Genomic DNA, 24,777 nt, shown 5'->3' with positions numbered 1-24,777 from the left:
GGATATGAGGGCGGGGTCCCGCGATGACTACACGTAGAGGGTGTTCGGCTCGAGCCCGCAGGCGATCCGCCCGTACAGCTCGTAGTTGGTGTTCGGGTGCAGGATCGCGTGCAGGTTGAGCGTCTGGACGTCGCGCTGGATGCGCTGGATCGGCACCGTGCTGAAGACCGAGGAACCGCCGCTGGCGCTGTTGAGGATGTCCACCGTCTCCTTGGCGCGCTGGCAGGCAGCGCCCAGGTCGAGCCGGACGCGGGCACGCTCCTCCAGCGTCCACGGCTTGGCGCCGGCCGCATTGCCGTCGACCAGCTCGGCCGCGCGCCGGGCGTGGAACTCCGCCTCGTCGGCCTTGGCGGCGGCCTCGGCGACCTGGAGGTGGGTCACGGGAGCCTCGGCCTGGCTGTCGTAGGTGGTGTAGGTGATCTTCCGCCCCGGCAGCCGCTCGAAGAAGCTCTCCTTTGCGGCCCGGGCCAGCCCGACGGCGGGCGCGGCCACCGTGGCGCACGCGGTGGCCATGAACGGTGCCCGGAAGACCGGCGAGTCCGCGTTCGCCCGAGAGCGGTGCTGCCCCTGCAGGACCGGGCCCATGGGCAGCACGCGCGGCTCGGGGACGAACAGGTCACGGGCCACCGTGGTGACGCTGCCGGAGCCGCGCAGGCCCATCGTGTGCCAGTCGTCGACGATCTCCAGGTCCGCCATCGGGATCGCCACCATGATCGGCTGAGGCCCCTCCGGGGTGAGGAGCACCGCCGCGTTGGTGTTCCACGAGCTGTGCAGCGCACCGGAGTTGAATGACCACTTGCCGTTGATGACCACGCCGCCCCTGGCCGGCTCGGCGGTGGCGGTCGGACTCAGGATGCCGGACACCCGCACGCCGGGCTCGGCGAAGATCTCGTCCTGGACCTCGTCCGGGAACAGGCCGGCCATCCAGGTGCTGATGGCGAAGACCGACGTGACCCAGGCGGTCGATCCGTCGCCGCGGCCCAGCTCGGCGATCACGTCGACCACCGTGCGCATGTCGGATTCGTAGCCGCCGTAGCGGGTGGGCACCCGCATGTTCAGCAGCCCGGACTCGGTCAGCGCGTCCAGGGTCTCCTCCGGCAGGCGCCGGTTCTCCTCCCCCCGGAGCGCGTTCTTCTGGAGCAGCGGCACCAGACCGGCGGCGCGGTCGATCAGTCCTTCCCTGGACGGGATCTCGTTCGCCATGGGCGGGTCTCCTCCGTGGTGAGGCGGGCGGGCCGGGTGATCGGCTCCGTCGAGGCTGGCATCCGTGCGGGTCACCCGCATCTCCCTGGTTGCGGCGCGCGGCCCGCGCCGCGCAATCGGGAAGATGCAGCCCTCCACGGACGCGTGTGAGCCTGACCGTCGTCCGGAACCGACCTGCCTGCCGAAGGAGCAACCATGGCTTCCACCCCGTGGAACACCGGCGACACCACCGCGCTGCGGGCCATCCCGAAACACGTCATGGAGGCCTGGGCCGAGCACGACGCCGACCGGTTCGCCGAGATCTTCACCGAGAACGCGACCCTGATCCTGCCCGGTGACGTCTTCCTGACCAGCCGCGAGGAAATCCGGTCCTTCATGCGCAACGCCTTCTCCGGCCCGTTCAAGGGGACCCGGGTGACCGGCGAACCGCTGTCGGTCCGCCCGCTGGCCGCCGACGTGGCCGCGCTCGTCACCCAGGGCGGGGTGCTGGCCCCCGGTGACGTCGAGCCGACGGCCGAACGCGCGATCCGCGCGACCTGGGTCCTGGTGAAGGAGGGGGACGACTGGCGCGTCGCCTCCTACCAGAACACGCCCATAGCCGCCGCGTGACCCGGCCAGGTGGGACAGCGCACGGGAGAAGGAGGTGCCGGCGATGGGCCGTCAGATAGGGGAGCGCGCGATCGTGCTCGGCGGCAGCATGGCGGGGTTGCTGGCCGCCACCGTACTGGCCGAGGCGTACGCCGAGGTCCTGGTCGTCGACCGGGACGAACTGGACGGTGTCACCGGGGCGCGGCGCGGTGCCCCGCACGGACGCCATGCGCACGGTCTGGTGGCCCGCGGCCAGCAGGTCTTCGAGGAACTCTTCCCCGGCCTGACCGAGGAACTGCGCACGGCCGGTGTCCGGCCGGGTGACTTCGGCAGCGCCATCCGCTGGTACTTCAACGGCCACCGGCTCGCCGCCGGCCACTCCGGACTGCTGTCGGTGCCCGCGACGCGGCCGGTGCTGGAGTACCACGTCCGTCGCCGGGTCCAGGACATGCCCGGGGTCACCTTCCTGGAGCGCCACGACATCCTCGGTGTGGAGACCGGTGCCGACCGGCGTCGGGTCGTGGGAGCCCGGGTGCAGCGCCGGGGCGGCGGCTCTCCCGAGGTGCTGCCGGCCGATCTGGTCGTCGACATCACCGGACGCGGCTCGCGCACCCCGGTCTGGCTGGAGGAACTCGGCTACCAGCGCCCCCAGGAGTCCAGGATCAGGGTCGACCTGGCCTACACCACGCGCCACTTCGCGCTCGACACCGATCCGTTCGGCAAGGAGCTCGCGATCATCCCGGTGGCGACCCCGTCGCATCCGCGGGGGGCGTTCTTCTACCGGATGCCCGGTGACGACGGCCAGGTGCAGCTGTCGCTCACCGGCATCCTCGGCGACCATCCGCCGGCGGATCTCGACGGGTTCCTCGCGTTCACCCGGTCGCTGCCGGTGCCGGACATCTACGACGCCGTCCGCCGGGCCACGCCGACCCTCGACTCGGGGACGTTCAAGTTCCCCGCCAGCGTACGGCGCCACTACGAGCGGCTGACCCGTTTTCCCGGGAACTTCCTGGTCATGGGGGACGCCGTGTGCAGCTTCAATCCGGTCTACGGACAGGGGATGTCGGTCGCGGCGCTCGAAACGCTGGCTCTGCGGAGCCAGTTGAGGTTCGGTGCGCCACCGGACTTCCGGCGCTTCTTCCAGGAGGTCGCCGCCGTCGTCGACGCGCCCTGGGAGTTCGCGGCCGGCGCCGATCTCGGCTACCGCGGCGTCGAGGGCCGCCGAACGCCCCGGGTCCGCCTGGCCAACGCCTATGTCGGCCGGCTGCAGCGCGCCGCCACCCACGACGCCGAACTCACCAACGCCTTCATCCGCGCGGCCGGGCTGATCGACCCCCCCGCGTCGCTGATGCGGCCCAGGGCACTGCTCCGCGTACTGCGGCACTCGTTCCGCCCACCGGCGGGCGCGGCCGCCACCGGACCCACGCCGACCCACGTCGCACGACGGCCCAGCTGAGAGGCACTTGCCATGCGTCCCTTCCGTATCGCTGTCGGTCAGGAGGCCGTGGAGGACCTGGAGCGCAGACTCGCCGCCACCCGCTGGCCGGACGAGCCGCCCGGCGCGGGCTGGCAGCGCGGGGTCCCGGTCTCCTGGCTGCGGGAACTCGCCGAGTACTGGCGTACCGGCTTCAAGTGGCACCGGGTCGAGGAACACCTCAACTCCTTCCCGCAGTTCCGCACCGAGATCGACGGTGTCGACATCCACTTCCTGCACATCCGCTCACCCGAGCCGAACGCCATGCCGCTGATCGTCACGCACGGCTGGCCCGGTTCGGTGGCCGAGTTCCTGGACGTGATCGGGCCGCTGACCGATCCGCGCAGTCACGGCGCGGATCCCGCCGACGCGTTCCACCTGGTCATTCCCTCGCTGCCCGGCTACGGCTTCTCGGGCCGCCCGCGGGAGGCCGGGTGGGACACCGCCCGGATCGGCCGGGCCTGGGCCGAGCTGATGCACCGGCTCGGCTACCGGCGGTACCTCGTCCAGGGCGGCGACTGGGGGATGCCGGTCTCGCTGCGCACGGCCCTGGCCGATCCCGAGCACGTCGCGGGCGTCCACCTCAACATGTTCGTCACCCTGCCGCCGGAGGATCCGGCCGAACTCGACCGCCTGGACTCCCGGGACCGTGCCCGCCTGGAGTTCGCGGCCGCGTTCGAGCAGGACGGCGCCGGGTGGCGGAAGATCCAGTCCACCCGGCCGCAGACCCTGGCGTACGGTCTGACCGACTCGCCGGTCGGCCAGCTAGCCTGGATCGCCGAGAAGTTCAAGGAATGGACGGCGGCCGAGTCGGCGGTGGAGATCCCGGTGAGCCGGGACTGGTTGCTGACCAACGCCTCGATCTACTGGTTCACCGCCTCCGCCGGTCCCAGTGCCCAGCTCTACTACGAGTCCAACCGGTTGGACGCCGATTTCCTGCGGACCTGGGCCGGCCCGTGGCCGCTGGCCATGCCCGTCGGGGTGGCCGTTTTCCCCCACGACGCCGTGCGGCCGGTCCGCCGCTGGGCGGAGCGGATCCTCCCGACCCTCACCCGCTGGTCCGAATTCGACCGGGGCGGGCACTTCGCTGCCCTGGAGCAGCCGGAGCTGTTCGTCGGCGACGTCCGGGCGTTCGCGCGTACGCGGCGCTGACACCGCGGCGCCTCTCCCCGGGAAACACAGCACTTCGAGCAGCCCGGATCGGCGGACCGGTGCCGGGCGGAAATGAGGCCGGTTTGACAGCCACAGCAATCGCAAACGCCCGCGGGACCCGCCGCGGCAGACGAATCAGGGCGGGCCGGATCGGCCTGACGGGGCTGACCCTGCTGGGGGTGCTCGTCGGGGCAGGCTGCAACAGCCCGGCCGGCACCAGCGTGGCGGTGGCGCCGGAGCCGCTGGTGCGCGGCCACGAGCGAACGGCCGACTGGCTGATCGCCAACGGCGACCTCTCCAACACCCGGGCCACCACCCGGACTCCGATCAACTCCGAGACCGTCCGCGATCTTGAGGTGAAATGGCGGCTGCCGCTCACCGGCAAGCCCACCTTCGCCGGCCTGATGGCCTCCAACCCGATCGTGGTGGGCGGGACGGTGTACTTCATCGACCTCAACTCCAACGTCCACGCGGTGGACAAGGAGACGGGCCGACTCCGCTGGAAGCGTGAGTTCGACGATCCCAGCGTCGGTCCGAACGGCGTCGCGTACAGCAAGGGGCTGCTCCTGGGCACCACCTTCACCGGTGCCTTCGCCCTGGACGCCCGCACCGGGCGGACCGTGTGGTCGAGGCACCTGATCGACGCCGGGAAGGGCGGGGTCGACGTCGCCCCCCAGGTCTACGGGCGCACCGTCCTGGTCAGCACCGTACCGTCGACGTTCGGGGAGTACGTGCCCGGAACGATGGGGACCGTCTGGGCCCTCGACATGGCCACCGGCAAACCGAGATGGAGCTTCAACACCGTCAAGGACGGCGACCTGTGGGGTCACCCGGAGATCAACTCAGGCGGTGGCCTCTGGTTCCCGCCGGCCGTCGACAAGCGGGGCCGGGTCTTCCTGGCCGTCGGTAACCCGGCGCCGATGCCCGGCACTCCCGAGTACCCCAACGGCAGCAGCCGGCCGGGCCCGAACCTCTACACCAACTCCCTGGTGGCCCTGGACGGCCGTACCGGGGAACTGCTCTGGTACCGCCAGGCTCTGCCGCACGACATACGCGACTACGACCTTCAGATCTCGCCCATCATCACCACCGTGCCGATCGACGGGCGGCGGACCGAGATCGTGATCGTGGCGGGCAAGATGGGCAAGGTCTTCGCCTACCGCGCCGACGACGGCACACCGCTGTGGACCCGGTCGGTCGGCATCCATCTCAACGACGAGGGCCCGCTGCCGGACGAGCCGGTCACCATCTACCCGGGCGTCCTCGGCGGGGTCGAGACACCGATGGCCGCCGCGGAAGGACTGGTCTTCGTGCCCTGGGTCGACCTCCCGGCCGAGATGAGCGCCACCGGCGGCATGTCCTATCCGGGCACCGACGGCGGCCGTGGCGGGCTCGCGGCGCTCGACACGCGGACCGGTGAGGTGCGCTGGAAGCGCGATCTGCCGCAGATGCCCCTCGGCGCGGCGACGGTGACCAACGACGTGGTGTTCAGCAGCACGTACGACGGCCGGATCTTCGCCTTCGACATCCGTACCGGCAAGACCCTGTGGACCGGCACCGCGCCGGCCGGCATCAACTCGTTCCCGGCCGTCAGCGGCGACATGCTGCTGGTGGGCGCCGGTGTCGCCGGGGACGACAAGGACGCGAGGCCCGCGCTCGTCGCCTACTCCCTGGGCGGCGACCGTCCGAACGACTAGGCCCTCTCGTTCGGGCCGCCCCGGCGTAGGGACAGCCCGAACGAGCCCGCGGCGCAGCCCCGGACCGTGACATGGTCCGGGGCTGCGCCGTACGGGGCGTCAGGCCGTGGGGACGCCGCCGGAGCCGTCCTCGGCGGGTTGCCGGCGGCCGGTGGGAGGGACGTGCCGGAGCAAGGCGGTCACCAGGCCGGCCGTGACGAGCAGCAGGGCACCCGCGACGGTGGCCACGAGGTGGAGTTCCGCGGTGAAGGCCGCGCGGGCGGGGTCGAGGAGGGCCTCGGCCGTCCGGCCGGGCAGCGCGCGTGCGGCCTCCTCGGCGCTCGCGAGCGAATCCCCGGCCGCCGTCGCAGCCCGCGCGGGCAGCCCCGCCGGCAGGGCGAGCGCGGCCCGGTAGACCGCGGTGCCGATGCTGCCGAGAACCGCGATGCCCAGAGCGAAGCCGAGCTGGCCGCTGGTCTCGTTCAGGGCCGCGGCGGAACCGGCCTTCTCCTGTGGTGCGGAGCCGATCACCAAGCCGATGCCGAGGGTCACCATGGGTCCCGCGCCCAGGTAGACCACGGCGAAGCCGGTGATCAGCAGCGCCGGACCGGCATCGGCCCGGACCTGGGTGATCAGTGCCATGCCGAGGACGCACACGAGCAGGCCGGAGCCGATGAGGTGGGCGGGCCGGAACCGCTGCCCGAGCCTCGGGGCCAGGACGAAGCCGACGGTGTTGGTGACGATCGCCGGCAGCATCAGCACGCCGGCGCTCAAGGGGTCGCGCCCGTAGAGCAGTTGCAGCGACTGGGTGACGAAGTACATCACCGCGCCGGTGAGCATGGTGCCGAGGAACAGACTGACCAGCGCCGCGGAGAAGCGGCGCCGGGAGAACAGACCGAGGTCGAGCAGCGGGTCGGACAGGGTCCGCTGGCGGCGGGCGAACACGACGCCGGAGCCGATGCCGGCCAGGACGGCGACGATCGGCAGGGTGTCCCAGCCTTCCGTGGCGAGCTCCTTCATGCCCCAGACGACCGGGAAGACGGCGGCGACCGACTGCGTCACACTGACGAGGTCGAGGCGGCCGGCCTCCGGGTTGCGGTACTCCGGCAGCAGTACCGGCCCGAGGACCAGCAGGAGCACCAGGGCGGGCACTCCGAGGAGGAAGGCCGAGCCCCACCAGAAGCGGGCCAGCATGAGACCGCCGACCAGCGGGCCGACGACGGCACCGACGGAGAAGCACGCGCCCCATATCCCGATCGCCGTACCGCGCTGCCGGGGGTCCGGGAACATGGTGGAGATCAGGGAGAGGGTGGACGGGGCGAGCGTGGCCCCGGCGACGCCCATGAGGGCGCGCGCCGCGATCAGTGTGCCCGGGCCGGTGGCGTAGGCGGCGCCCACGGACGCGATGCCGAAGGCCGCGGCGCCGACGAGCAGCAGTCTGCGCCGGCCGATCCGGTCGCCGAGCGTGCCCATGGTGATGAGCAGACTGGCGAGTACGAAGGGATAGATGTCGGTGATCCACAGCTGCTGAACACTGTTCGCGCCGAGCGCGGTGGACAGCGCGGGCAGCGCGAGCAGCATGACGTACACGTCGATCGAGACCAGCAGGGTCGGCAGGGCCAGCACGGCCAGTCCGATCCACTGCCGCCTGCCGGCGCGCGGGGCCGGTCCGCCCGATGGTGCGGTGGTGCTCATGGAGGTCCCTTCCAATGGCCGGCGTGGTGACACCGGGATGCCCTGGTAACCGTGGCGTCGGGCCGGGCACGCGCTTTCGGCGTCCGGGACACGTCCGGGCGAAGGGCCGATCAGCCCCGCAGGCCCTGGAGACCCAGCAGCAGGTCCGGAAGGTCGACCGCGCGCAGGGCGCCGGCGGACGTGAGGGCGGGTCGCCAGTCGGGGTCGGAGCACAGCACGACGGGGCCGTCGGAGGGCGAGTCCGGGAGCCGCCCGTGCGAGCCTCGGACACAGGAAGGTTCCAGCGGCACCGCGTTCATGGTGTAGCGCAGGCCGAGTTTCTTGCGGGCCAGGCCAAGCGCCGCCTTGGCCTTGACGAACCGGTCCGCCGGATCGAAGAACAGTTCGGCCGGGTCGTAGCCCGGCTTGCGGTGGATCTCGACCGAGCGGGCGAAGTCGGGGGCACGGGCGTCGTCCAGCCAGTAGTAGTACGTGAACCACGCGTCCGGCGCGGCCACGGCCACCAGTTCGCCGGAGCGGGGGTGGTCGAGCCCGTACCGGGCCTGCTCCTCCCGGCCCAGCACCTCGGCCACGCCGGGCAGCCGGGTGAGCAGGTCGTGCACCTTGGGCACATCGGCCTCGTCGGCGACGTAGACATGCGCGGTCTGGTGGTCGGCGACCGCGAAGGCCCGCGAGGCCCAGGGGTCGAGGTACTCCATTCCGGCCTGTGTGTACACCTCCAGCCAGCCGGCGCGGCGCAGCGCCCGGTTGATGTCCACGGGGTGGTCGACCGCGGTGATGCCGTACTCGCTGAGCGCGATCACGGTCGCGCCGTCCCGGGCGGCCTCGTCCAGCAGCGGCGCGAGCTCGGCGTCGACGGCCCGGGCGGCGGCCGTCGCCTGCGGGGAGTCCGGGCCGAAGCGCTGGAGGTCGTAGTCCAGGTGCGGCACGTAGGCCAGTACCAGGTCGGGGCGCTCGGTGCGCAGGATGCGGCGGGTGGCCGCGGCGATCCACCGGCTGGAGGCCAGCCCCGCGGTCGGACCCCAGTACCGGAACAGCGGGAAGGGGCCGAGTTCCGCGGTGAGCCGGTCGTGCAGGGCCGGCGGCCGCGTGTAGCAGTCGGGTGACTTGCGCCCGTCGGCGTGGTAGACCGGGCGCGGCGTCACCAGCATGTCGGTGGAGGCACCCATGGCGTACCACCAGCAGACGTTCGCGACGCGGTAGCCGGGATGCCGGGCGCGGGCGGTCTCCCACACCTTCGGGCCCCCGACCAGACGGTTGTGCTGCCGCCACAGGTGGATCTCGCCGAGTTCGCGGAAGTACCAGCCGTTGCCGACGATGCCGTGGTCGACGGGCAGCCGCCCGGTGAGCAGGGTGGACTGGACCGTGCACGTGACGGCGGGCAGGACGGTGCGCAGCGGGGCGGACCCGCCCCGTGCGGCGAGCCGGGAGAGGTTCGGCATGGCCGGCAGCAGGCGCGGCGTCAGGCCGACCACGTTCAGGACGACCACCGGCTTCATGTCGCTCGCCCTTCGTCCAGCAGCTCCCGCTCGGCCCAGCGGAGTTCGGCGGCGATACCGTCGACGGGGTCGGCGCCTCCGGGCAGCACCTGCCAGGTGTACGTCTCCACCTCGACCACGGTCCGGTCCCGTACGGCCGCCACGGCCCGGCGCAGTACATCGGTGGTGCCTCTCAGCGGAGGCGCGGGTTCCGCGTGCAGCGGGATGTGGAAGTGCACCCGCCAGGCCCCCTCACCGGGAAGCCCCTCCAGAGCCTCCGGGAGGTCGTCGGCCGCGCGCACCCGGCCCTGGCCGCCCCACTCCCTGACCTGGTGGAGGTAGCGGGGCTCGGCGTACTCGGCGAGCAGCCGGCGGGCCTCCGGAGCGCGGGGATCGTCGACATGCAGGGCCGACGACGCCTGGATCTTGACGACCGCGAGACCGGCCCGCTCGATGGCGGCGACCGTCTGCTCCGGGTCGGCGAAGGAGACGGCGAGATGGGCGGTGTCCAGGCAGACACCGATGACCTCGGGGTCCACCCGGGGCGCGAGCCAGCGCACGGCGTCCGCGACGGTGTCCAGGACACAGCCCGGCTCCGGCTCCACCGCGAGCCGCAGCGGACGCCCGGCTTGCGCGGAAGCCTTCCGCAGCTCGCCGGCGGTCCACGTCAGCGCCGACTCGGCGGCCCGGTCGGCGGCGGGCGGCCACGGGCTGCGCCAGCCGAGCGGCAGCGTGGACAGGCTGCCGCCGCCGGCGTCGTCCGGCAGCAGTCCGGCCAGCACGTACGCGCAGTCGGCGGTGTAGCGGGCGCGGGCCGGATCGGCCCAGTCCGGGCGGTACACGGTGTGCTTGACGACCCGCTGGTGGAAGCCGCCGTAGGGGAACGCGTTCAGGGTCAGCACCGACAGGCCGCGGGCGTCCAGTTCGGCGCGCAGCCGGCGCAGCGCGGCCGGGTCCGCGGCCAGTTCCGCGGCGGCCTCGGCGGCCAGCCACAGCCCGAGGCCGAGGCGGTCGCGCCCGAGCCGTTCGCGTACCGGGACCGCGTGGGTGTCGAGCTGGCGGAGCACTCCGGCCAGGTCCTCCGCGGGATGGACGTTGGTGCAGTAGCACAGCCGGCTCACGACTGGCCCCGCAGCACCGAATTGCCCTCGTACAGGGCCGGTCCGGCGCCGGCTTCGCGGTCCTCGCCGAGGATCAGGCGTCCGCCGCGCCCGTAGAACTCGACCGGGTTCTGCCACAGCACCCGGTCGACCTCGGCGTCGCCGAACCCGGCCGCCAGCATCGCCAGGCCGACCCGCCGGGTCTTGAGCGGGTCCGACCGGCCCCAGTCCGCCGCCGAGTTGACCAGGATCCGGTCCGTGCCGTATTCCATGAGTACGGCGACCATGCGGTGTTCGTCCATCTTGGTCTCGGGGTAGATGGAGAAGCCCATCCAGCAGCCGGAGTCGGCGACCATCCGCACCGTGACCTCGTTGAGATGGTCCACCAGCACGGCCCCCGGGTCGATGCCGGACTCGCGGACCACGTCCAGGCTGCGGCGGGTGCCGGCCCGCTTGTCCCGGTGCGGGGTGTGCACCAGGACCGGGAGGGACCGCTCGACCGCGAGTGCAAGCTGACGAGTGAAGGCCTCGTCCTCGGCCGCGGTCATCGAGTCGTAGCCGATCTCCCCGACCGCCACCACCCCGTTCTTGCCGAGGTAGCGCGGCAGCACGTCCAGCACCTCCGCGCAGCGGGGATCGTTGGCCTCCTTCGGGTTCAGAGCGATCGTGCAGTTGTGGCTGATGCCGAACTGTGCGGCCCGGAACCGCTCCCAGCCGATCAGGCTGTCGAAGTAGTCCGTGAAGGACGTCACGCCGGTGCGCGGCTGGCCGAGCCAGAAGGCGGGCTCGACCACGGCCCGGACACCGGCAGCGTGCATGTTCTCGTAGTCGTCCGTGGTACGGGAGGTCATGTGGATGTGCGGATCGAAGATCCTCATCGGACGTCGTCCTCTCCTCGCGACTGCACCGGGGTGGGCGGTACGTCGATGCCGAGCAGCACGCACAGGTCGGGGCCGATCTCCCGCCCGGCGGCCCGGCGCTCCTCGGCCAGGTCGCGGGCCATCCGGAGCAACTCGGCGTCGGCCCGCCTGCCGAGGTCCGCCACCGCCGCCAGCGGTACCCCGACGAACAGGCACTTCAGCACGCCCTGCCGCCAGGCCGGCTGCTCCAGGTGCATGGCGGCGAACGGACCCATCGCCGCCGCGACCAGCCGCGGGTCGTTGCTGCGCAGGCCGTCCGCGACCAGCGCGAGACCGAGCCGGGCCGATGTGGCGGGCAGCACGGACAGGGAGCGCAGCACCCCCCGCCGTTCGGCGTCGTCCCCGTGCCGGTAGAGCCGTTCGGTCTCGCGCTCCAGCTCTCCTGCCGGCAGTACCTCGGCCAGGACCGCGAGCAGCCGGGCGCGGGCCCGGTCGTCATCGGTGCCCAGGACGAGGGCGTCGGGGTCGGTACCGTGCCGGACGGGATGCCATCCGACCAGCGGGTACTCCTCGTGGATGGCGGAGGGCCGGTCCCGGACGCGCCGTTCCGCGGCCGCGAGCCTGTCGTCCTGCCCCGGGGCCGTGGGCGCCATTGCTATCGGTCCCCGATCGCGGACGGCGTCGGCGCGCAGGCGCGCGCCGGCTGACCGGCCGCCCCGCCCCGGGCCCGGCGGAGCGCCGCCAGGGCCCTCGACGCGACCCGGGGCGCGGCGTGACTGTGCCGCGGGAGCTCGACGGCGGCGACGCCTCGGTACCCGATCCCGTCGAGCGCGGCCAGCGTGCCGGCGAGGTCGAGCCGCCCCTCTCCGAATTCGAGGTGCTCGTGCACTCCCGGCAGCATGTCGTCCAGCTGGACGTTGAACAGCAGCCGCCCGGCCCGCCGGACGCACTCCGTAGTGCTCGCCGGTTCCACGGCGACGCAGTGCCCCACGTCCAGGGTGATGCCCAGCGGTTCGGGTTCGCCGAGTGCCCGGCGCACCTCCAACGCCTGGTCGAGCCGCTCGACGACCATGCCGGGTTCGGGCTCCAGAGCGAGCCGGACCCCCCGTCCCGACGCCTCGTCGAGCACCGGGTCCAGATGCCTGAGCAGCCGGTCCCGGTTGGTCTCCCCGGACACCCCCGCCTCGCCCACACCCGACCAGAAGGACACGCACTCGGCGCCGAGCGACTGGGCGATCCGCACGGAGCGGAGCAGGAAGTCGATCCGCTGCCCGGCCGGTTCCGAGACCAGGGTCGGATGGTGCTTGCGGGTCGGATCGAGCAGATAGCGCGCGCCCGTCTCCACCACGCAGCGCAGCCCCAGCGACGAGAGCAGCGTCGCCAGCCGCCCGGTGGCCCGTGCCAGGCCCGGGGCGAACGGGTCGAGGTGGTGATGGTCGAGGGTGAGGCCGACCGCGGTGTACCCCAGATCGGCGATGACCCGCACCGCGTCGTGCAGCCGGTGGTTGGAGAACCCGTTGGTGCCGTAACCCAGATCGAAAGAACTCATGTCGGACTCCGTACGGTGGACAGCCTCCGGACCAGTGGCAGGACGCCCAGCACCAGCGCGGCGGCCCCGGGCGAGCCGGACCGCGCGGCCAGCCCGGACTGGAGGGGCACCATGCCGTGGATGCCGGCCACCGTGGCGGCCCGGACGGCGGCGGGCTCGACCAGGCCGACGGAGGTGGGCCGCGCGGTTGCCGCCGCGAGCTGAGCGGTGGCGGTGGTGGCCCCGTAGACGAGGGAGCACAGCACGGCCGCCGTCCGGTGCCGCCCGGAGGGCGCTCGCCCGCCGCAGGTCAGGGCCGCGGACAGCAGGGTGGTGGTGAGGGCCAGCCGGACCTCGGCCCGGCGCCCGCCGTGAACCTCTCCCCGGGACAGCGCGGTCACCCCGAAGGTGTGGGCCGCCAGGGCCAGCGCCGGGGTGCGGGCGGACGCCCCGCCCCCGGCGCCGAGCAGCACGTCGAGACCGCGACAGACCGCCATGCCGAGCGGCGCGGCCCGTGTCCGCTTCAGTACGGTGTCGTACGCCCAGATCGCCGTGGTCAGCGCGGCCGCGGCGCGCAGGGCGTCGGAGCCGCCGGCGAAGGCGGCCAGGGCGAGCCCGCCCCCGCTGAGCGCGGCGGCCACGGCGAGGGCCGCCCCCGGTGCGATCCGTCCCGACGGAATCGGACGCTCGGGGCGTTCGTCCGCGTCCACGGAGCGGTCGGCCCAGTCGTTGAGGGCCATGCCCGACCAGTACAGCGTGGCGGAGGCGAGCGGCAGTGCCAGCCGCCGTCCGCGCAGCGGCCGCCCGGTGGCGGCCGCCCCGGCCACCGTGTCGCCGAGCACGGTGAGAGCCGCGGGCGCGCGGACCAGTTCGAGCCAGTCGCCCAGCCGGCGCCGGGACGCCCGAGCCCTCACCGGGACACCGCGAGGCGCCGCACCCATGCCACCAGGTCCTGCTCCTGCTGGGCGAGCCGGTGCTCGTCGCTGCCGGCCGGGTCCTTGAAGAAGAAGGCGAGTGCCCCCAGGGGGCCGGACTCACCGGCCGCGTGCGCGCCCGCCACCAGCCGGGCCAGGTCGAGGACCAGGGGCGCCGCCAATGCCGAATCGTGGCCCTGCCAGGTGAGTTGCAGACTCATCTGCGCGCCCAGGAAACCCTCGAAGGAGATGTGGTCCCAGGCCACCTTGCGCTCGCCCAGGTCGGGCACGTAGTCGATGTGCAGGGGCGCGTCGGCCTTGCCGCCCAGCAGCGCCTCCAGCCCGCGGGACTTGGAGGCCAGCTTCCCCGCCGCACGGCCCTCCCGGGCGAGGTTCGCGCCGTCGCCCCCGCCGAGCAGGTTGGTGCCCGCCCACGAGCGGACATGCAGTCCGCGCGCGACGAACATCGGTGCCAGCGCGCTGCGCAGGAGGGTCTCGCCGGTCTTGCCGTCGCTGCCCGCGTAGGGCAGGTTCCGGCGGTGCGCCAGTTCGACCACGGCGGGTATGCGCAGACTGGGCGAAGGCGTGAAGTCGACGTAGGGGCAGCCGGCGAGGAAGGCCGCGTAGGCCGCCAGGGCGCTGGGCGGGAGCACCCGCTGTCCGGGGGAGGCGAGCGCGCTGTTGAGGACGTCGAGATCCGCGTGCTCGGGCAGCGAGTGGACGGGGGGCTCCGTACTGGAGACGTTGACGACCACGACCCGGTCCAGGCCGTGGGCGCGGCGGAACTCCGTGATGTCGGAGGCCAGGTGCTCGATGGCGTCCACCTGGCGGTCGGGCCCGGCGGCGGGGTCGTGACCCGGCCGGATGTCGCGGTCGGCCGCGTCGAGCGCGTCGGCCAGCGCCGCCGGCAGCCGGGCCGGCAGCACACCGGCGGCGGCGAGCTCCTCGGCCCGCTTGCGCAGCGGGGTCCGGACGATGTCGTGGCCGCCCACCACCAGCTCGGACCAGCCGGGGAAAACGGCCGGATCCAGGTCCAGGCGCTCACTGACGGAGCCGGTGGACGGGACCAGCCCCGCGCCGAGCGCGGCGAGTCCGCAGACGGCGGTGGTGGCCACCGAACCCCTGCCGCCGATCAGCCACAGACCACTTCTGCCTTCCATCGTGCGACTTCCTTTCACAACCGGGTGAGAGATGACGTCCCGCGGCGCGCGGCCCGGCTCAGCCGGTCGCGCCGGGCCGGTCCCATCCCTCCCAGCGCAGCAGCCGGCCGGACCCGGCCCTGGCCTCGACACCGTGGTCGGTCATCTCGAACTCGCCGAAGTCGAGGACGAACAGGGCCGGATCGCCGGACGCGAACCCGACGTCGATCGGCCGGTGCAGCTCGGGCTCGGACGCCAGACCGTGGGTGGACCAGCCGTCGGGGTCGACCATCAGCAGGTGCCGGCCGAGCTGCGGCCCGCCCGGCGGCAGCGTCATCGGGGCCTCGTCCCCGAACAGCGTGACCACCAGCTGCCCGGCGAACGGCGAACCCGGCGGGACGACGGCGAACTTGGTCGCAGCGACATGTGCCTCGAAGTCGAGCACGGGCCGCTCCGGGGGCGGCAGCCGGTCGTGGTCGGCGAGCAGGAACGTCGGCTGGGGGCCGCGCTCGGGCTTGAACCCGGGATCGGTCACGGGAATCCCGCCGACGAAGTCCGGCCAGCCGTACCAGGCCCCCTCGCGTACGTCGAGCAGCAGGTCGGGCGCGTTGCCGATGGGGCGACTGCCCCGGTCGTCCGCTCCCTGGTCCACCGCGAGCAGCCGGCCGTCGGGCAGGAAGCCGAGCCCGAAGGCGTTGCGGATGCCCCAGGCCACCAGTTCCAGGTTGCCGCCGTCGAGATCGCAGCGCATGACAGCCGCGGTGCAGGGCAGTCCGGCCTCGATCCGCTGCCCCGGGCGGGTGGCGGTGCCGAACGGCACGAACGCGCCGGTGACGGCCTGTGCGCCGGGTTCGCTGGACAGCGGGTCGCGGGTGGTGACGTTGACGCCGGTCAGCTCGATGTCGAGTCCGGGAACGTCGTACGAGTGCGGGAGCCGGCCCAGCCAGCCCAGTTCGTAGGCGTCCAGGCCGATGATCCCCAGGTTCGACATGGAACCCTGGGCGAAGTACAGCTTGTCGTCGGGGCCCGCCACCGCCATGTCGACGTGGTAGTTGCCGGGGCCGGGCAGCCCGTCGACGACGACGGTGCGCCGCCCGTCGGGACCGATCCGCAGGATCCGCCCGGCACCGCCCTCGGACACGTACAGGGAGCCCCGGTGCCAGAGCAGCCCGGTCACCGGCGGGGCCAGCCGGTCGGCGACGAGCCGGTGGTCGGCGCCGTCCTGCCCGAGACGCCAGACCCGGCCCCCCGGTTCGGCGCCGCCGAACGGCAGCCCCGACTCGGCCAGATACACACCGTGGTCGTTGTCGAAGGCCAGGCTGGTCGGGAAGTCCAGCCCGTCGGCCACTGTGGTCGGTACAGACACGAAGGCTCCTCCAGAGGGCGTGCCCGGACGATGGTCGATGCGGGATCACAGGTCTTGCGGAGATACCGGAACCGGCCCGGCCTCCCGGGAAACCGCCCCGGCCCGGCGCGCTCCGACACCGGGGGAGCGGGCGGAGTCCGCGGGCCGGGACACGCGTCAGGCGGCGACCTCGTCCGGGCCGGACTTCGCGGCGGAGAAGAGATCGGGCGCCACGTCGTGGGCCATGGCGGTCGCGGACTGCCAGCCGATCTCGTGGGTGTTGCCGACTCCGCCGCACAGCAGCACGAACCGCCTGAAGCCTGCCGACAGCAGGGCGTCCAGCTTCGCCCTGACCGTCTCGACCGATCCGACGAGGGCGAAAGGATTCCTGAGATAGGAATCCGCCGGTGCCTCGAACACGCCCTGTACGCCGGTGTCGCCCTCCTTCGCCAGCGTTTCCAGCGCGCCTTCGGCGGGACCGGCGCCGGCCAGCCGGGCCAGGTGCCCTCCGGCTGCCTCGACATGCGAGGCGAAACCGTCGCGCATGATTTCCGCGGCTTCCATGTCGGTGTCCGCGATGACGGTGAAGCAGCTCGCCGCTACGTTCGCCATGGACAATTCATGCCCGTGTTCCCGGCCGATCTCGAAATACCGGTGCAGGCGCGCGACCATTTCGCCGGTGTCGACCTTCGTCATACCACCGGCGGACGGGTCCAGGTTCAGCCCGGTGAAGACGTTCCACCCACGGCGTGCCGCGGTGGCGAGGGAACCGTCCGTCTCCGCGGCCACCCACAGGGGCACCCGCTGCTGGACGGGCCTGGGCCACACGGTGACCCTGGCGGTCTCGACGTCCTGCGCGAAGGGCGCCAGCGCCGGTGTCAGGTCCGCCTTGTCCACCGGGTGGTCGATCTCGTTGAGGACACCGTCGACCAGATCGGCCGCGTGCTCGAAGGCGGCACGGTCACCGCGCCGGCCGAGCCCCACCTCGAGCCGACCGCCCGAGAGTACGTCGATCATGGCGAACTGCTCGGCCAGGTGCAGCGGATTGTGCAGCAGAGCGAGGTTCACGCCCGAGAGGATCCGTGCCCTGGTGGTCCTGGCCGCGAGCGCGGCCAGCATGATGTTCGGGTGGGTGACCAGCGACGACGGCCCGAAATGCTCCGGCATGCTGAGGCCGGCGTAGCCGAGACGCTCCGCCTCGACACAGTGGTCGAGATAAGTCTCGTAGATGTCTGCCCCGAGCCGGGGGTCCCACTTCTCCGGGTCGCGTGATCCCGGCGGTGCGTAAGTGAGGTTGTCCCAGTAGATGAACTTGACGATTTCCGAGTCGTCGCCGATATGGCTCATGCCGCCAATGCCCCCTCTGCTCGCAGTAAGGCCCGCTCTGGACGTGCCTCAATTTATCCGCGCGACGGACTCCGGCCATCTTCCATATTGCCCAGACGCCGGGGCGCCCGCGGGGGCCGCTCGCCGGTCTCCAGCCTCACGGCGAGCCGCCCGCCGGCCGGACGACCCCGCCTGCCCCGCCGGCTCCAGCGGCTGCCCCGGGGCGGAGCGTACGCCGGAGGCCCGCATGCGCAGGGCGGGTTCACCGGCATCGGGACGCGGCAGGACCTCCGCGGTGCCGCTCCTGCCCCGGGCGTCCCGCCTGCGCGGGCGGCCGCCCCGCCCCGCGCCCGGGAGCCAGCGCCGGCCGGTGAGCCCCTCCGGCCGGTCGCCGCGGCCAGGAACGCGTCCGCCGCGTCCGACACGTGCGCCGGGTCGCGCTTGACGCCGCCGTCGTGCCAGGTGGTGAGCGAGCGGCTCCCCGGCGAGCACACCGGGCACGAGATCGGCCACTGCGCGTATGGTGGACGCCTGCCCCTCCGCGCGGATGCTCGTTTCACCGCGGTGGTGGACACCTGCCGGCCGTATCGCGCGAACAGGAGCGGGGCGGTGAACGGGGCGGCCACCGTGCCGCGTGGCCCGGGCGGCCCCGCGGGGACGAGGGCTTGCCGTACCCGTCCGGCCGATGCGTCGCATGTGAGGATGTCGCCCGTGACCGAACCGTCTTCCCCGCCCGTGGCCAGGGGTGTGCCTCGCGGCCAAGGCCTGGGTTCCCGTGCCGCCGCCGTGCTCGTGTTCGGGTCCTCGGCCGCGGTCCTGGTGGTCGAGATCGTCGCTCTGCGGCTGCTGGCTCCTTACCTCGGCCTCACCCTCGAGACCAGCACCATGGTGATCGGTATCGCCCTCACCGCGATCGCCCTCGGCTCCTGGCTGGGCGGGCGCGTCGCCGACCGGGTCGATCCGCGCCGGCTGCCGGGCCCCTCGCTCGGGGTGTCGGGAGCGGTCGTGGCGCTCACCCCCGCCATGCTGCGCAGCACGGCGGAGTGGGCGCCGGCGGCGCTGTTGCCGATCGCGTCACTGACCATCCTCGTGCCGGGCGCGCTGCTCTCCGCGGTGACGCCGATCGTGACCAAGCTGCGTCTCACCAGCCTCGCCGAGACGGGAACGGTCGTCGGCAGACTGTCCGGCGTCGGCACCGCCGGCGCCATCTTCGGCACCGTCCTGACCGGCTTCGTCCTCGTGTCGCGCCTGCCGGTCAGCGGCATCCTGATCGGCCTCGGGACACTGCTGGTGGCCGGCTCGGCGCTGGTCGAGTGGCGAGCGCGCGGGTGGAGCGGCGCACCCGCCCTGGCGCTCGTGGTCGTCGCGGGCGGCCTGGCGACCACGGTCGCGCCCGGTGGCTGCGACGCGGAGACCAGGTACCACTGCGCACGGGTCGTCGCCGACCCCGACCGGGACAGCGGCCGCACACTCGTTCTGGACGGCCTGCGGCACTCCTACGTCGACATCGAGGACCCGGCCTTCCTGGAGTTCGCGTACGTGCGGGCCATCGCGTCGGTGGTCGATGCCGCCTTTCCCGGAGGTGGGCCACTCGCCGCCCACCACCTGGGCGGCGGAGGGCTCACCTTTCCCCGTTACCTCGCGGCCACGCGGCCCGGGACGCGCAGCGTCGTATCGGAGATCGACGGCGGGGTCGTGCGCATCGACCGCGACCAACTCGGTCTGAGGTCCGAAGCCGGCGTCGACGTACGCGTGGAGGACGGCAGGCTCGGCCTGCGGCGGCTGGACACCGGCAGCCGTGACCTCGTCGTCGGCGATGCCTTCGGGGGCGTCAGCGTACCGTGGCACCTCACCACGGTGGAGGCGATGACCGACGTACGGCGGGTGCTCGACGAGGACGGTCTGTACGTCGCCAACCTCATCGATCACGGTGACCTGGCCTTCGCACGCGCCGAAGCGGCCACCCTCGGCGAGGTCTTCGAGCACGTCGCCCTCCTCGGCGAACCCGCCGACATCGGTCTCGACCCGGCAGCCGCTCCCGAGGGCGGCAACCTGGTGGTGCTCGCCTCCGACCGGCCGGTCGACCTGCGTGCGGCCCAGGAAGGACTGGACGCCCGGCGAACCGGCTGGAAGGTCGCCGCCGGCGACGACCTAGCCTCCTGGATCGGCGACACCCGGCTGCTCACCGACGACCACGCACCCGTCGACCAGCTCCTCCGGCCCTACGGCCCGCGGAACGGCCGGTGACAGCAAGCGCGTCCAGGCCCTGCCGGCGCGCCTGAACGAGCCGCCCCGCGCCTGTGCGCCCGTGGCCCGGCACGCGCCGGTGCGGCCGGGCACCACCGCAGGCCGTGGGACGGCGCATGACGACCCGACCGATGACGAGCTGGCTCTGACCGAGCCGTACCGCCCGCGGCCGGGAGCGGAGCCCGACCCCCGGCCCGAGGGGCCGTCATGGCCGCGTGCTCCGTCGGTGGGAGTGCTTCCCGGCGGCCGGAAGAGCGCGGTCACCGCGCCTGGGGCCGGTGGCGGGCCCCGGCGTTCGGACTCCGGGACCGGTGCGCTCAGGCTTCCCCGCGAGTGTTCAGGACGTCCAGGTAGTGCTGGTTCTCCATGATGCCCAGGATGTTGCCGAAGGGGTCGACGACCGAGGCGCCGACGAAGCCCTCGCCGAACTCGCGCAGAGGCTCGTGCTCCTTGGCCCCCATGGTCAGCAACCGGTCCAGGGCGGTCCGGATGCTGTCGACATGCCAGTAGACGACGGTGCCGGAAGGGTCGGGGGCCGACCGGCCGTGCGACCCCAGGTCCCGCACGTACCTGCTGTCCAGCAGCCCCAGCTCGTGCTGGTAGTCGCCGACCCGGAACTCGGCGTACTCGGCCCGGTCGAAGTAGGGCTCGATGCCCAGTAGTTCGGTGTACCACCGCTTCGCACCCGCCAGGTCGGCGGTGTGGAACCTGACGGTGGTGAGGCCTTTCAGCATCTGCGCTCCTTCGTTGAACGGCGCCGTCGTTCGGGCTGCGGCGTTGGGACAACAGTAGGCCGCGAATAGGTCAGTTCCTGTCCTAAAGCCCCGTGTCGGCCGGATATGCGGACTTGGCAAGCCGATCAGCAGAGGTGATCGGAGAGGTGCGGACCGCGGGAGGTTACCTCCGTAACCTTTTTGAAGGTATCAGCCTCACGGAGGGACACCCAGATGAACATCACCGCCTCGCGCCACTACTACGAGACCCAGTTGACGCTGACCGAGGATCCGCTGACGTGCGCGGCCCGGCTCGCCGACTCCGGGCTGTACGAGTCGTACGTGGTCTACGAGAACGGGGGGAACTGGTCCTATGCGGGTGGCGTGCGCGCCGAGCTGACCCTGGACCGCGACGGCGCCCGGCTCGGGCAGGAGGGGCTTCCCGAGGTCGTGCTGCCGTGGAGGGACCAGCCGCTGCGGCTGGTCTCCGAACTGCTGGACCAGATCGAGGTCCCGTACTGGCGGGCCTACGGCTGGGCCGCCTTCGAGCTGTCGTACGCCAAGGACGGTGTCCGCGAGCACGCCGGTGACGGACGGCTGATGCACCTCGTCGTGCCCCGGGCCGAGGTCCGCTTCGGCGCGGGGCACGCCCTGCTGCGCGCCGCCGACCAGGCCGCGCTCGACGCCCTGGTGGAGACCGTGGCCGCCCCCGTCCCGGAGACGCTCGACCGGCCTCGGCCGCTGGACGTGTACGCCACGGACGGCACGCACTACCGCGAGGCGGTGCGGCGGGCGGTCGACGAGATCAACGCCGGCGAGCTGCACAAGGTGATCCTGTCCAGGGTCGTCGAGGTTCCGGGCGAGGTCGACCTGACGGGGACGTACGTGGCGGGCCGCCGGGGCAACAACCCGGCTCGTTCCTTCATGCTCAACCTCGGCGGCACCGAGGCGATCGGTTTCAGCCCGGAGATCGTCGTGCAGGTCTCCGAGGACGGGCGGGTGGTCAGCCAGCCGCTGGCCGGCACCCGCGCCCTCACCCCGGACGCGCTGGTGAACGAGAGCCTGCGGGCCGATCTGTTCGGCTCTCCGAAGGAGGTCTACGAGCACGCCATCTCGGTCAAGACCGGGGCGGACGAACTGCTCGACGTGTGTGTCGAGGGGTCCGTGGAGGTGCCGGAGTTCATGGCCGTCCGGGAGCGCGGCAGCGTGCAGCACCTCGCCTCCAGGGTCGCCGGAAAGCTGGCCCCGGGCCGGGAGGCCTGGGACGCCTTCGGTGCCGTCTTCCCCGCCGTCACCGCCTCCGGCGTGCCCAAGGAGGCGGCATACGACTCGATACGCCGGCACGAGACCGAACCCCGCGGCCTGTACAGCGGGGCGGTGCTCACCGTGGACCACGCCGGGGCCATGGACGCGGCCCTGGTGCTGCGCAGCGCCTACCGCAAGGACGGGCGCACCTGGCTGCGGGCCGGCGCCGGCATCGTCGGACACTCGACACCCGAGCGCGAGTTCGAGGAGACCTGCGAGAAGCTCGACAGTGTGGCCCGGTACCTGGTGCCGGCCACCGCGGAGGCGGCGCGATGAGGCCCGCCGCCGACATCCACCTGGCCGGCATGGGCAGTTGGCTGCCGGATCCGGTGAGCACCGAGGAGGCGGTGGCGCAGGGCTGGTACGCCCCGGCCGACCGGAAGGCGTCCGGCATGCGGGCGGTGCGGATCGCCGGAGACGTACCCGCGCCCGACATGGCGGTACGGGCCGCCGAGGCCGCGCTGCGCGGCAGCGCCGCCGCGGGCCTGACCGCCGACGACTTCGGGGCGCTGCTGCACTGCGCCACCTACCACCAGGGGCCCGACGGCTGGTCGGCACCGCACTACGTCCTGCGGCACACCCTGGACCGCCCGGTCACCGCCGCCCAGATCGGGCCCGGATGCGTCGGCATGCTGGCAGCCCTGGAGATCGCCGCCCACCGGCTGGTCGCGGACGCCTCGCGGGACGCCGTACTGATCACCTCCGGCGACAACTTCTCCGTCCCGCTGGTGGACCGCTGGAACGCCTCGAAGCTGTTCCTGCTCGCGGACGGCGGTGCCTCCGTCGTGGTGTCGAGGCGGGACGGATTCGCCCGGCTGCTGTCCATCGGTTCGGCCTCAGCCCCGTCGATGGAGGAACTGCACCGGGCCGGCGAGCGGCTCTTCCCACCCGGCGTCACCGTGGGCCGCCCACTGGACTTCGAGGAGCGCAGCGCCCATATGCGCCGCCGGTGGGAGCAGGGGGCGGCCGGGCCGACGGTCCACTTCGGCGAGGTGGTCGCCGACACGGTCGACCGCGTCCTGGAGGAGTCCGGCACCGATCTGGGGAAGGTCGCCAGGATCTGCCACACCGGATACGCCGACGGCGCGCTGCACAGCATCTACCTCGACCCGCTGGACGTCGAGGCGTCCGCCGGGACCTGGGAGTTCACCCGCGGGGTCGGACACGTGGGGGCGGCCGACCCGTTTCTCGGCCTGGAGCACCTGTGGACACGGGGCGAGGTCGTGCCGGGGGACCGGGTGCTGCTGCTCGCGGCGGGCCCCGGAATGGAAGTCGCCTGCGCGGTCGTGGAGATCACCGCCGACCGCCGGTACGGCGGCACACGAGAAGAGGAGGACCAGTGATGCTCGAGGGTTGCACGCCGTGGCCGGCCGAGACGTCCGAGCGCTACCGCCGTACCGGGGTGTGGCGCGGGACCGATCTGGGCACGCTGCCCCGCGCCTGGGCGAAGGAGTACGGCTCCGCCACGGCGCTGGTCGCCGGCGAGGAGCGGATCAGCTACGCCGAGCTGGCGGACAGGGTGGAGCGCAGGGCCGCCGGCTTCGTCCGGCAGGGAGTGGGGCCGGGTGACCGGGTCGTGCTCCAGCTGCCCAACATCCCGGAATTCGTGGAGGTCGCCTTCGCCCTGTTCCGGGCCGGCGCCAAACCGGTGTTCTCGCTCACCTCGCACCGGGCCCAGGAGATACGGCACCTGTGCGAGCTGTCGGGGGCGAGCGGATACGTGGGGCCCGGAATCTTCCGCGGCTTCGACCACACCGCGCTCGCCCGGCAGCTCGCCGCGGAACTCCCCGCGCTCGGAAAGCTGTTCGTCCTGGACGACGGCGAGGGCGGCGACGGTGTCGTGCCCCTGAGCCGGGTCGACGCCGATCCGCGGCCGCTGCCTGCGAACGACCCGTCCGACGTGGCCTTCTTCCTGCTGTCGGGAGGCACCACCGCCCTGCCCAAGCTCATCCCGCGCACCCACGACGACTACGCGTACCAGACCCGTACCGTGGCGCGGCTGGTCGGCCTGAACACCGAGACCGTGTATCTGGCCGCTCTCCCGGTGGAGTTCAACTTCACCTGGGGCTGCCCCGGCGTGATCGGCACGCTGTCCTCGGGCGGCACCGTGGTACTCGCCCCCGACCCCACCGCCGACGACTGCTTCCGGCTGATCGAACGGGAACGGGTCACGGTGACCTCCGTGGTGCCCACCGTGGCCCGGCTCTGGCTGGAGGAGCGCGAGTGGTCGGACGCGGACCTGTCCAGCCTGGCGATCCTGCAGATCGGAGGTGCCCGGCTCGAACCGGAACTGGCCGCACGGATCACCCCGGAACTCGGCTGCCGGCTGCAGCAGGTGTTCGGCATGGCCGAGGGGCTGCTCACCATGTCCCGGCCGGACGACGACGTCCACTCCGTACTGCACACCCAGGGCCGTCCGGTGTCGGACGCCGACGAGGTGCGGATCGTGGACGAGCGCGGGGCGCCGGTTCCGCCCGGCGGCACCGGGGAGCTGCTGACCCGCGGCCCCTACACCCTGCGCGGCTACTACCGGGCCCCCGAGCACAACGCCAGGGCCTTCACCGAGGACGGCTTCTACCGCACCGGGGACCTCGCCCGCGTCACGCCGGAAGGCCGGCTCGTGATCGAGGGGAGGATCAAGGACGTCGTCATCCGCGGTGGCGACAAGATCGCGGCCGGTGAGGTCGAAGCCCATCTGCAGACCGTTCCCGGTGTCGCCGCCGCGGCCGTGGTACCGGTACCGGACGAGTACCTGGGCGAGCGGATCTACGTCTTCCTCGTCCACCGCGGCGGACCGGACGGGCAGCCGCCCCTCGCCGAGCTCAAGGCCTCCCTGCAGCAGCGGGGACTGGCCGACTTCAAGCTGCCGGACCGGGTCGAGTACGTCCCGGACCTGCCGCTCACACCGCTGGGGAAGATCGACAAGAAGGTCCTCTCCGCGGCCGCCGCCGACCCGACGCGCCCGCGTGACTGGGAGCGCTCCGGGCCGGAGAGGCCCTCCCGCACCGCTTTGCCGACACCGACGAGGTGAATC

20 protein-coding genes are annotated in these 24,777 nt (G+C 72.8%); 8 read left to right on the top strand and 12 right to left on the bottom strand.

The features are described from left to right. Positions 1–27: 27 nt before the first annotated feature. Positions 28–1,203, bottom strand: a complete 1,176-nt coding sequence (locus ACGRHY_RS05765) for an acyl-CoA dehydrogenase family protein (RefSeq protein WP_394634321.1) — start codon at positions 1,201–1,203, stop codon at positions 28–30. A gap of 195 nt (positions 1,204–1,398) precedes the next feature. On the opposite strand from ACGRHY_RS05765, the gene ACGRHY_RS05760 reads away from it, so the two are divergent. The 4 genes from ACGRHY_RS05760 to ACGRHY_RS05745 all read left to right on the top strand — a co-directional run bounded on the left by ACGRHY_RS05760 (position 1,399) and on the right by ACGRHY_RS05745 (position 6,114). Further along, the gene (locus tag ACGRHY_RS05760) at positions 1,399–1,812 is read left to right on the top strand and encodes an SgcJ/EcaC family oxidoreductase (protein WP_394634320.1); all 414 of its coding nucleotides are present in this window, start codon (positions 1,399–1,401) and stop codon (positions 1,810–1,812) included. 43 nt (positions 1,813–1,855) lie between these two features. Beyond that, positions 1,856–3,247: an FAD-dependent oxidoreductase gene (locus tag ACGRHY_RS05755; protein ID WP_394634319.1), complete on the top strand. Its 1,392-nt coding sequence runs from the start codon at positions 1,856–1,858 to the stop codon at positions 3,245–3,247. Between the two features lie 12 nt (positions 3,248–3,259). Then, complete coding sequence (locus ACGRHY_RS05750; protein WP_394634318.1) at positions 3,260–4,417, top strand: epoxide hydrolase family protein; 1,158 nt, start codon at positions 3,260–3,262, stop codon at positions 4,415–4,417. Between the two features lie 83 nt (positions 4,418–4,500). Then, complete coding sequence (locus ACGRHY_RS05745) at positions 4,501–6,114, top strand: outer membrane protein assembly factor BamB family protein (protein ID WP_394634317.1); 1,614 nt, start codon at positions 4,501–4,503, stop codon at positions 6,112–6,114. Between the two features lie 99 nt (positions 6,115–6,213). Here the strand turns inward: ACGRHY_RS05745 and ACGRHY_RS05740 are convergent, their stop codons facing one another. The 10 genes from ACGRHY_RS05740 to ACGRHY_RS05695 form a co-directional block, all read right to left on the bottom strand. Next, on the bottom strand, positions 6,214–7,788 hold the full coding sequence (locus ACGRHY_RS05740) for an MFS transporter (protein WP_394634316.1): 1,575 nt from the start codon (positions 7,786–7,788) through the stop codon (positions 6,214–6,216). A gap of 110 nt (positions 7,789–7,898) precedes the next feature. Continuing rightward, positions 7,899–9,287: an alkaline phosphatase family protein gene (locus tag ACGRHY_RS05735; protein WP_394634315.1), complete on the bottom strand. Its 1,389-nt coding sequence runs from the start codon at positions 9,285–9,287 to the stop codon at positions 7,899–7,901. Next, positions 9,284–10,387: a metabolite traffic protein EboE gene (gene eboE, locus ACGRHY_RS05730; protein ID WP_394634314.1), complete on the bottom strand. Its 1,104-nt coding sequence runs from the start codon at positions 10,385–10,387 to the stop codon at positions 9,284–9,286. Before eboE ends, ACGRHY_RS05735 begins: the two co-directional genes overlap by 4 nt. Then, complete coding sequence (locus ACGRHY_RS05725; RefSeq protein ID WP_394634313.1) at positions 10,384–11,244, bottom strand: TatD family hydrolase; 861 nt, start codon at positions 11,242–11,244, stop codon at positions 10,384–10,386. The genes eboE and ACGRHY_RS05725 overlap by 4 nt, the downstream gene beginning before the upstream one ends. Then, entirely contained in the window at positions 11,241–11,879 is a 639-nt protein-coding gene (locus ACGRHY_RS05720) for an EboA domain-containing protein (RefSeq protein WP_394634312.1), read from the bottom strand. The genes ACGRHY_RS05725 and ACGRHY_RS05720 overlap by 4 nt, the downstream gene beginning before the upstream one ends. A gap of 2 nt (positions 11,880–11,881) precedes the next feature. Then, complete coding sequence (locus tag ACGRHY_RS05715) at positions 11,882–12,775, bottom strand: sugar phosphate isomerase/epimerase family protein (protein ID WP_394634311.1); 894 nt, start codon at positions 12,773–12,775, stop codon at positions 11,882–11,884. Further along, positions 12,772–13,668, bottom strand: a complete 897-nt coding sequence (locus tag ACGRHY_RS05710; RefSeq protein WP_394634310.1) for an SCO3242 family prenyltransferase — start codon at positions 13,666–13,668, stop codon at positions 12,772–12,774. The genes ACGRHY_RS05715 and ACGRHY_RS05710 overlap by 4 nt, the downstream gene beginning before the upstream one ends. Beyond that, on the bottom strand, positions 13,665–14,828 hold the full coding sequence (locus ACGRHY_RS05705; protein ID WP_394634309.1) for an inositol-3-phosphate synthase: 1,164 nt from the start codon (positions 14,826–14,828) through the stop codon (positions 13,665–13,667). Before ACGRHY_RS05705 ends, ACGRHY_RS05710 begins: the two co-directional genes overlap by 4 nt. A gap of 58 nt (positions 14,829–14,886) precedes the next feature. Beyond that, positions 14,887–16,173, bottom strand: coding sequence for a PQQ-dependent sugar dehydrogenase (locus ACGRHY_RS05700; RefSeq protein ID WP_394634308.1), 1,287 nt, complete (start codon positions 16,171–16,173; stop codon positions 14,887–14,889). A 156-nt stretch (positions 16,174–16,329) separates the two neighbouring features. Further along, positions 16,330–17,499: an LLM class flavin-dependent oxidoreductase gene (locus tag ACGRHY_RS05695; RefSeq protein ID WP_394634307.1), complete on the bottom strand. Its 1,170-nt coding sequence runs from the start codon at positions 17,497–17,499 to the stop codon at positions 16,330–16,332. A 681-nt stretch (positions 17,500–18,180) separates the two neighbouring features. Here ACGRHY_RS05695 and ACGRHY_RS05690 point away from each other — a divergent pair. Continuing rightward, positions 18,181–19,725, top strand: a complete 1,545-nt coding sequence (locus ACGRHY_RS05690) for a fused MFS/spermidine synthase (protein WP_394634306.1) — start codon at positions 18,181–18,183, stop codon at positions 19,723–19,725. Positions 19,726–20,042: 317 nt separating this feature from the next. Here the strand turns inward: ACGRHY_RS05690 and ACGRHY_RS05685 are convergent, their stop codons facing one another. Further along, the gene (locus tag ACGRHY_RS05685; protein WP_394634305.1) at positions 20,043–20,459 is read right to left on the bottom strand and encodes a VOC family protein; all 417 of its coding nucleotides are present in this window, start codon (positions 20,457–20,459) and stop codon (positions 20,043–20,045) included. Between the two features lie 213 nt (positions 20,460–20,672). Between ACGRHY_RS05685 and ACGRHY_RS05680 the strand changes: the two genes are divergently transcribed. Genes ACGRHY_RS05680 through ACGRHY_RS05670 form a run of 3 tightly spaced genes read left to right on the top strand, consistent with a single transcriptional unit; the run spans position 20,673 to position 24,774 of the window. Beyond that, positions 20,673–22,019: a salicylate synthase gene (locus tag ACGRHY_RS05680; RefSeq protein WP_394634304.1), complete on the top strand. Its 1,347-nt coding sequence runs from the start codon at positions 20,673–20,675 to the stop codon at positions 22,017–22,019. Continuing rightward, positions 22,016–23,086, top strand: coding sequence for a ketoacyl-ACP synthase III family protein (locus ACGRHY_RS05675; RefSeq protein ID WP_394634303.1), 1,071 nt, complete (start codon positions 22,016–22,018; stop codon positions 23,084–23,086). The genes ACGRHY_RS05680 and ACGRHY_RS05675 overlap by 4 nt, the downstream gene beginning before the upstream one ends. Continuing rightward, positions 23,086–24,774, top strand: a complete 1,689-nt coding sequence (locus ACGRHY_RS05670; protein WP_394637931.1) for a (2,3-dihydroxybenzoyl)adenylate synthase — start codon at positions 23,086–23,088, stop codon at positions 24,772–24,774. The genes ACGRHY_RS05675 and ACGRHY_RS05670 overlap by 1 nt, the downstream gene beginning before the upstream one ends. The last annotated feature ends 3 nt before the right edge of the window (positions 24,775–24,777 follow it).

This window comes from Streptomyces shinuiensis, from assembly GCF_043660855.1.
In the GTDB taxonomy this organism is placed as follows: domain Bacteria; phylum Actinomycetota; class Actinomycetes; order Streptomycetales; family Streptomycetaceae; genus Streptomyces.
Note: the sequence above shows the minus strand (reverse complement) of the source record. Positions and strands in the feature narration are given on the sequence as shown.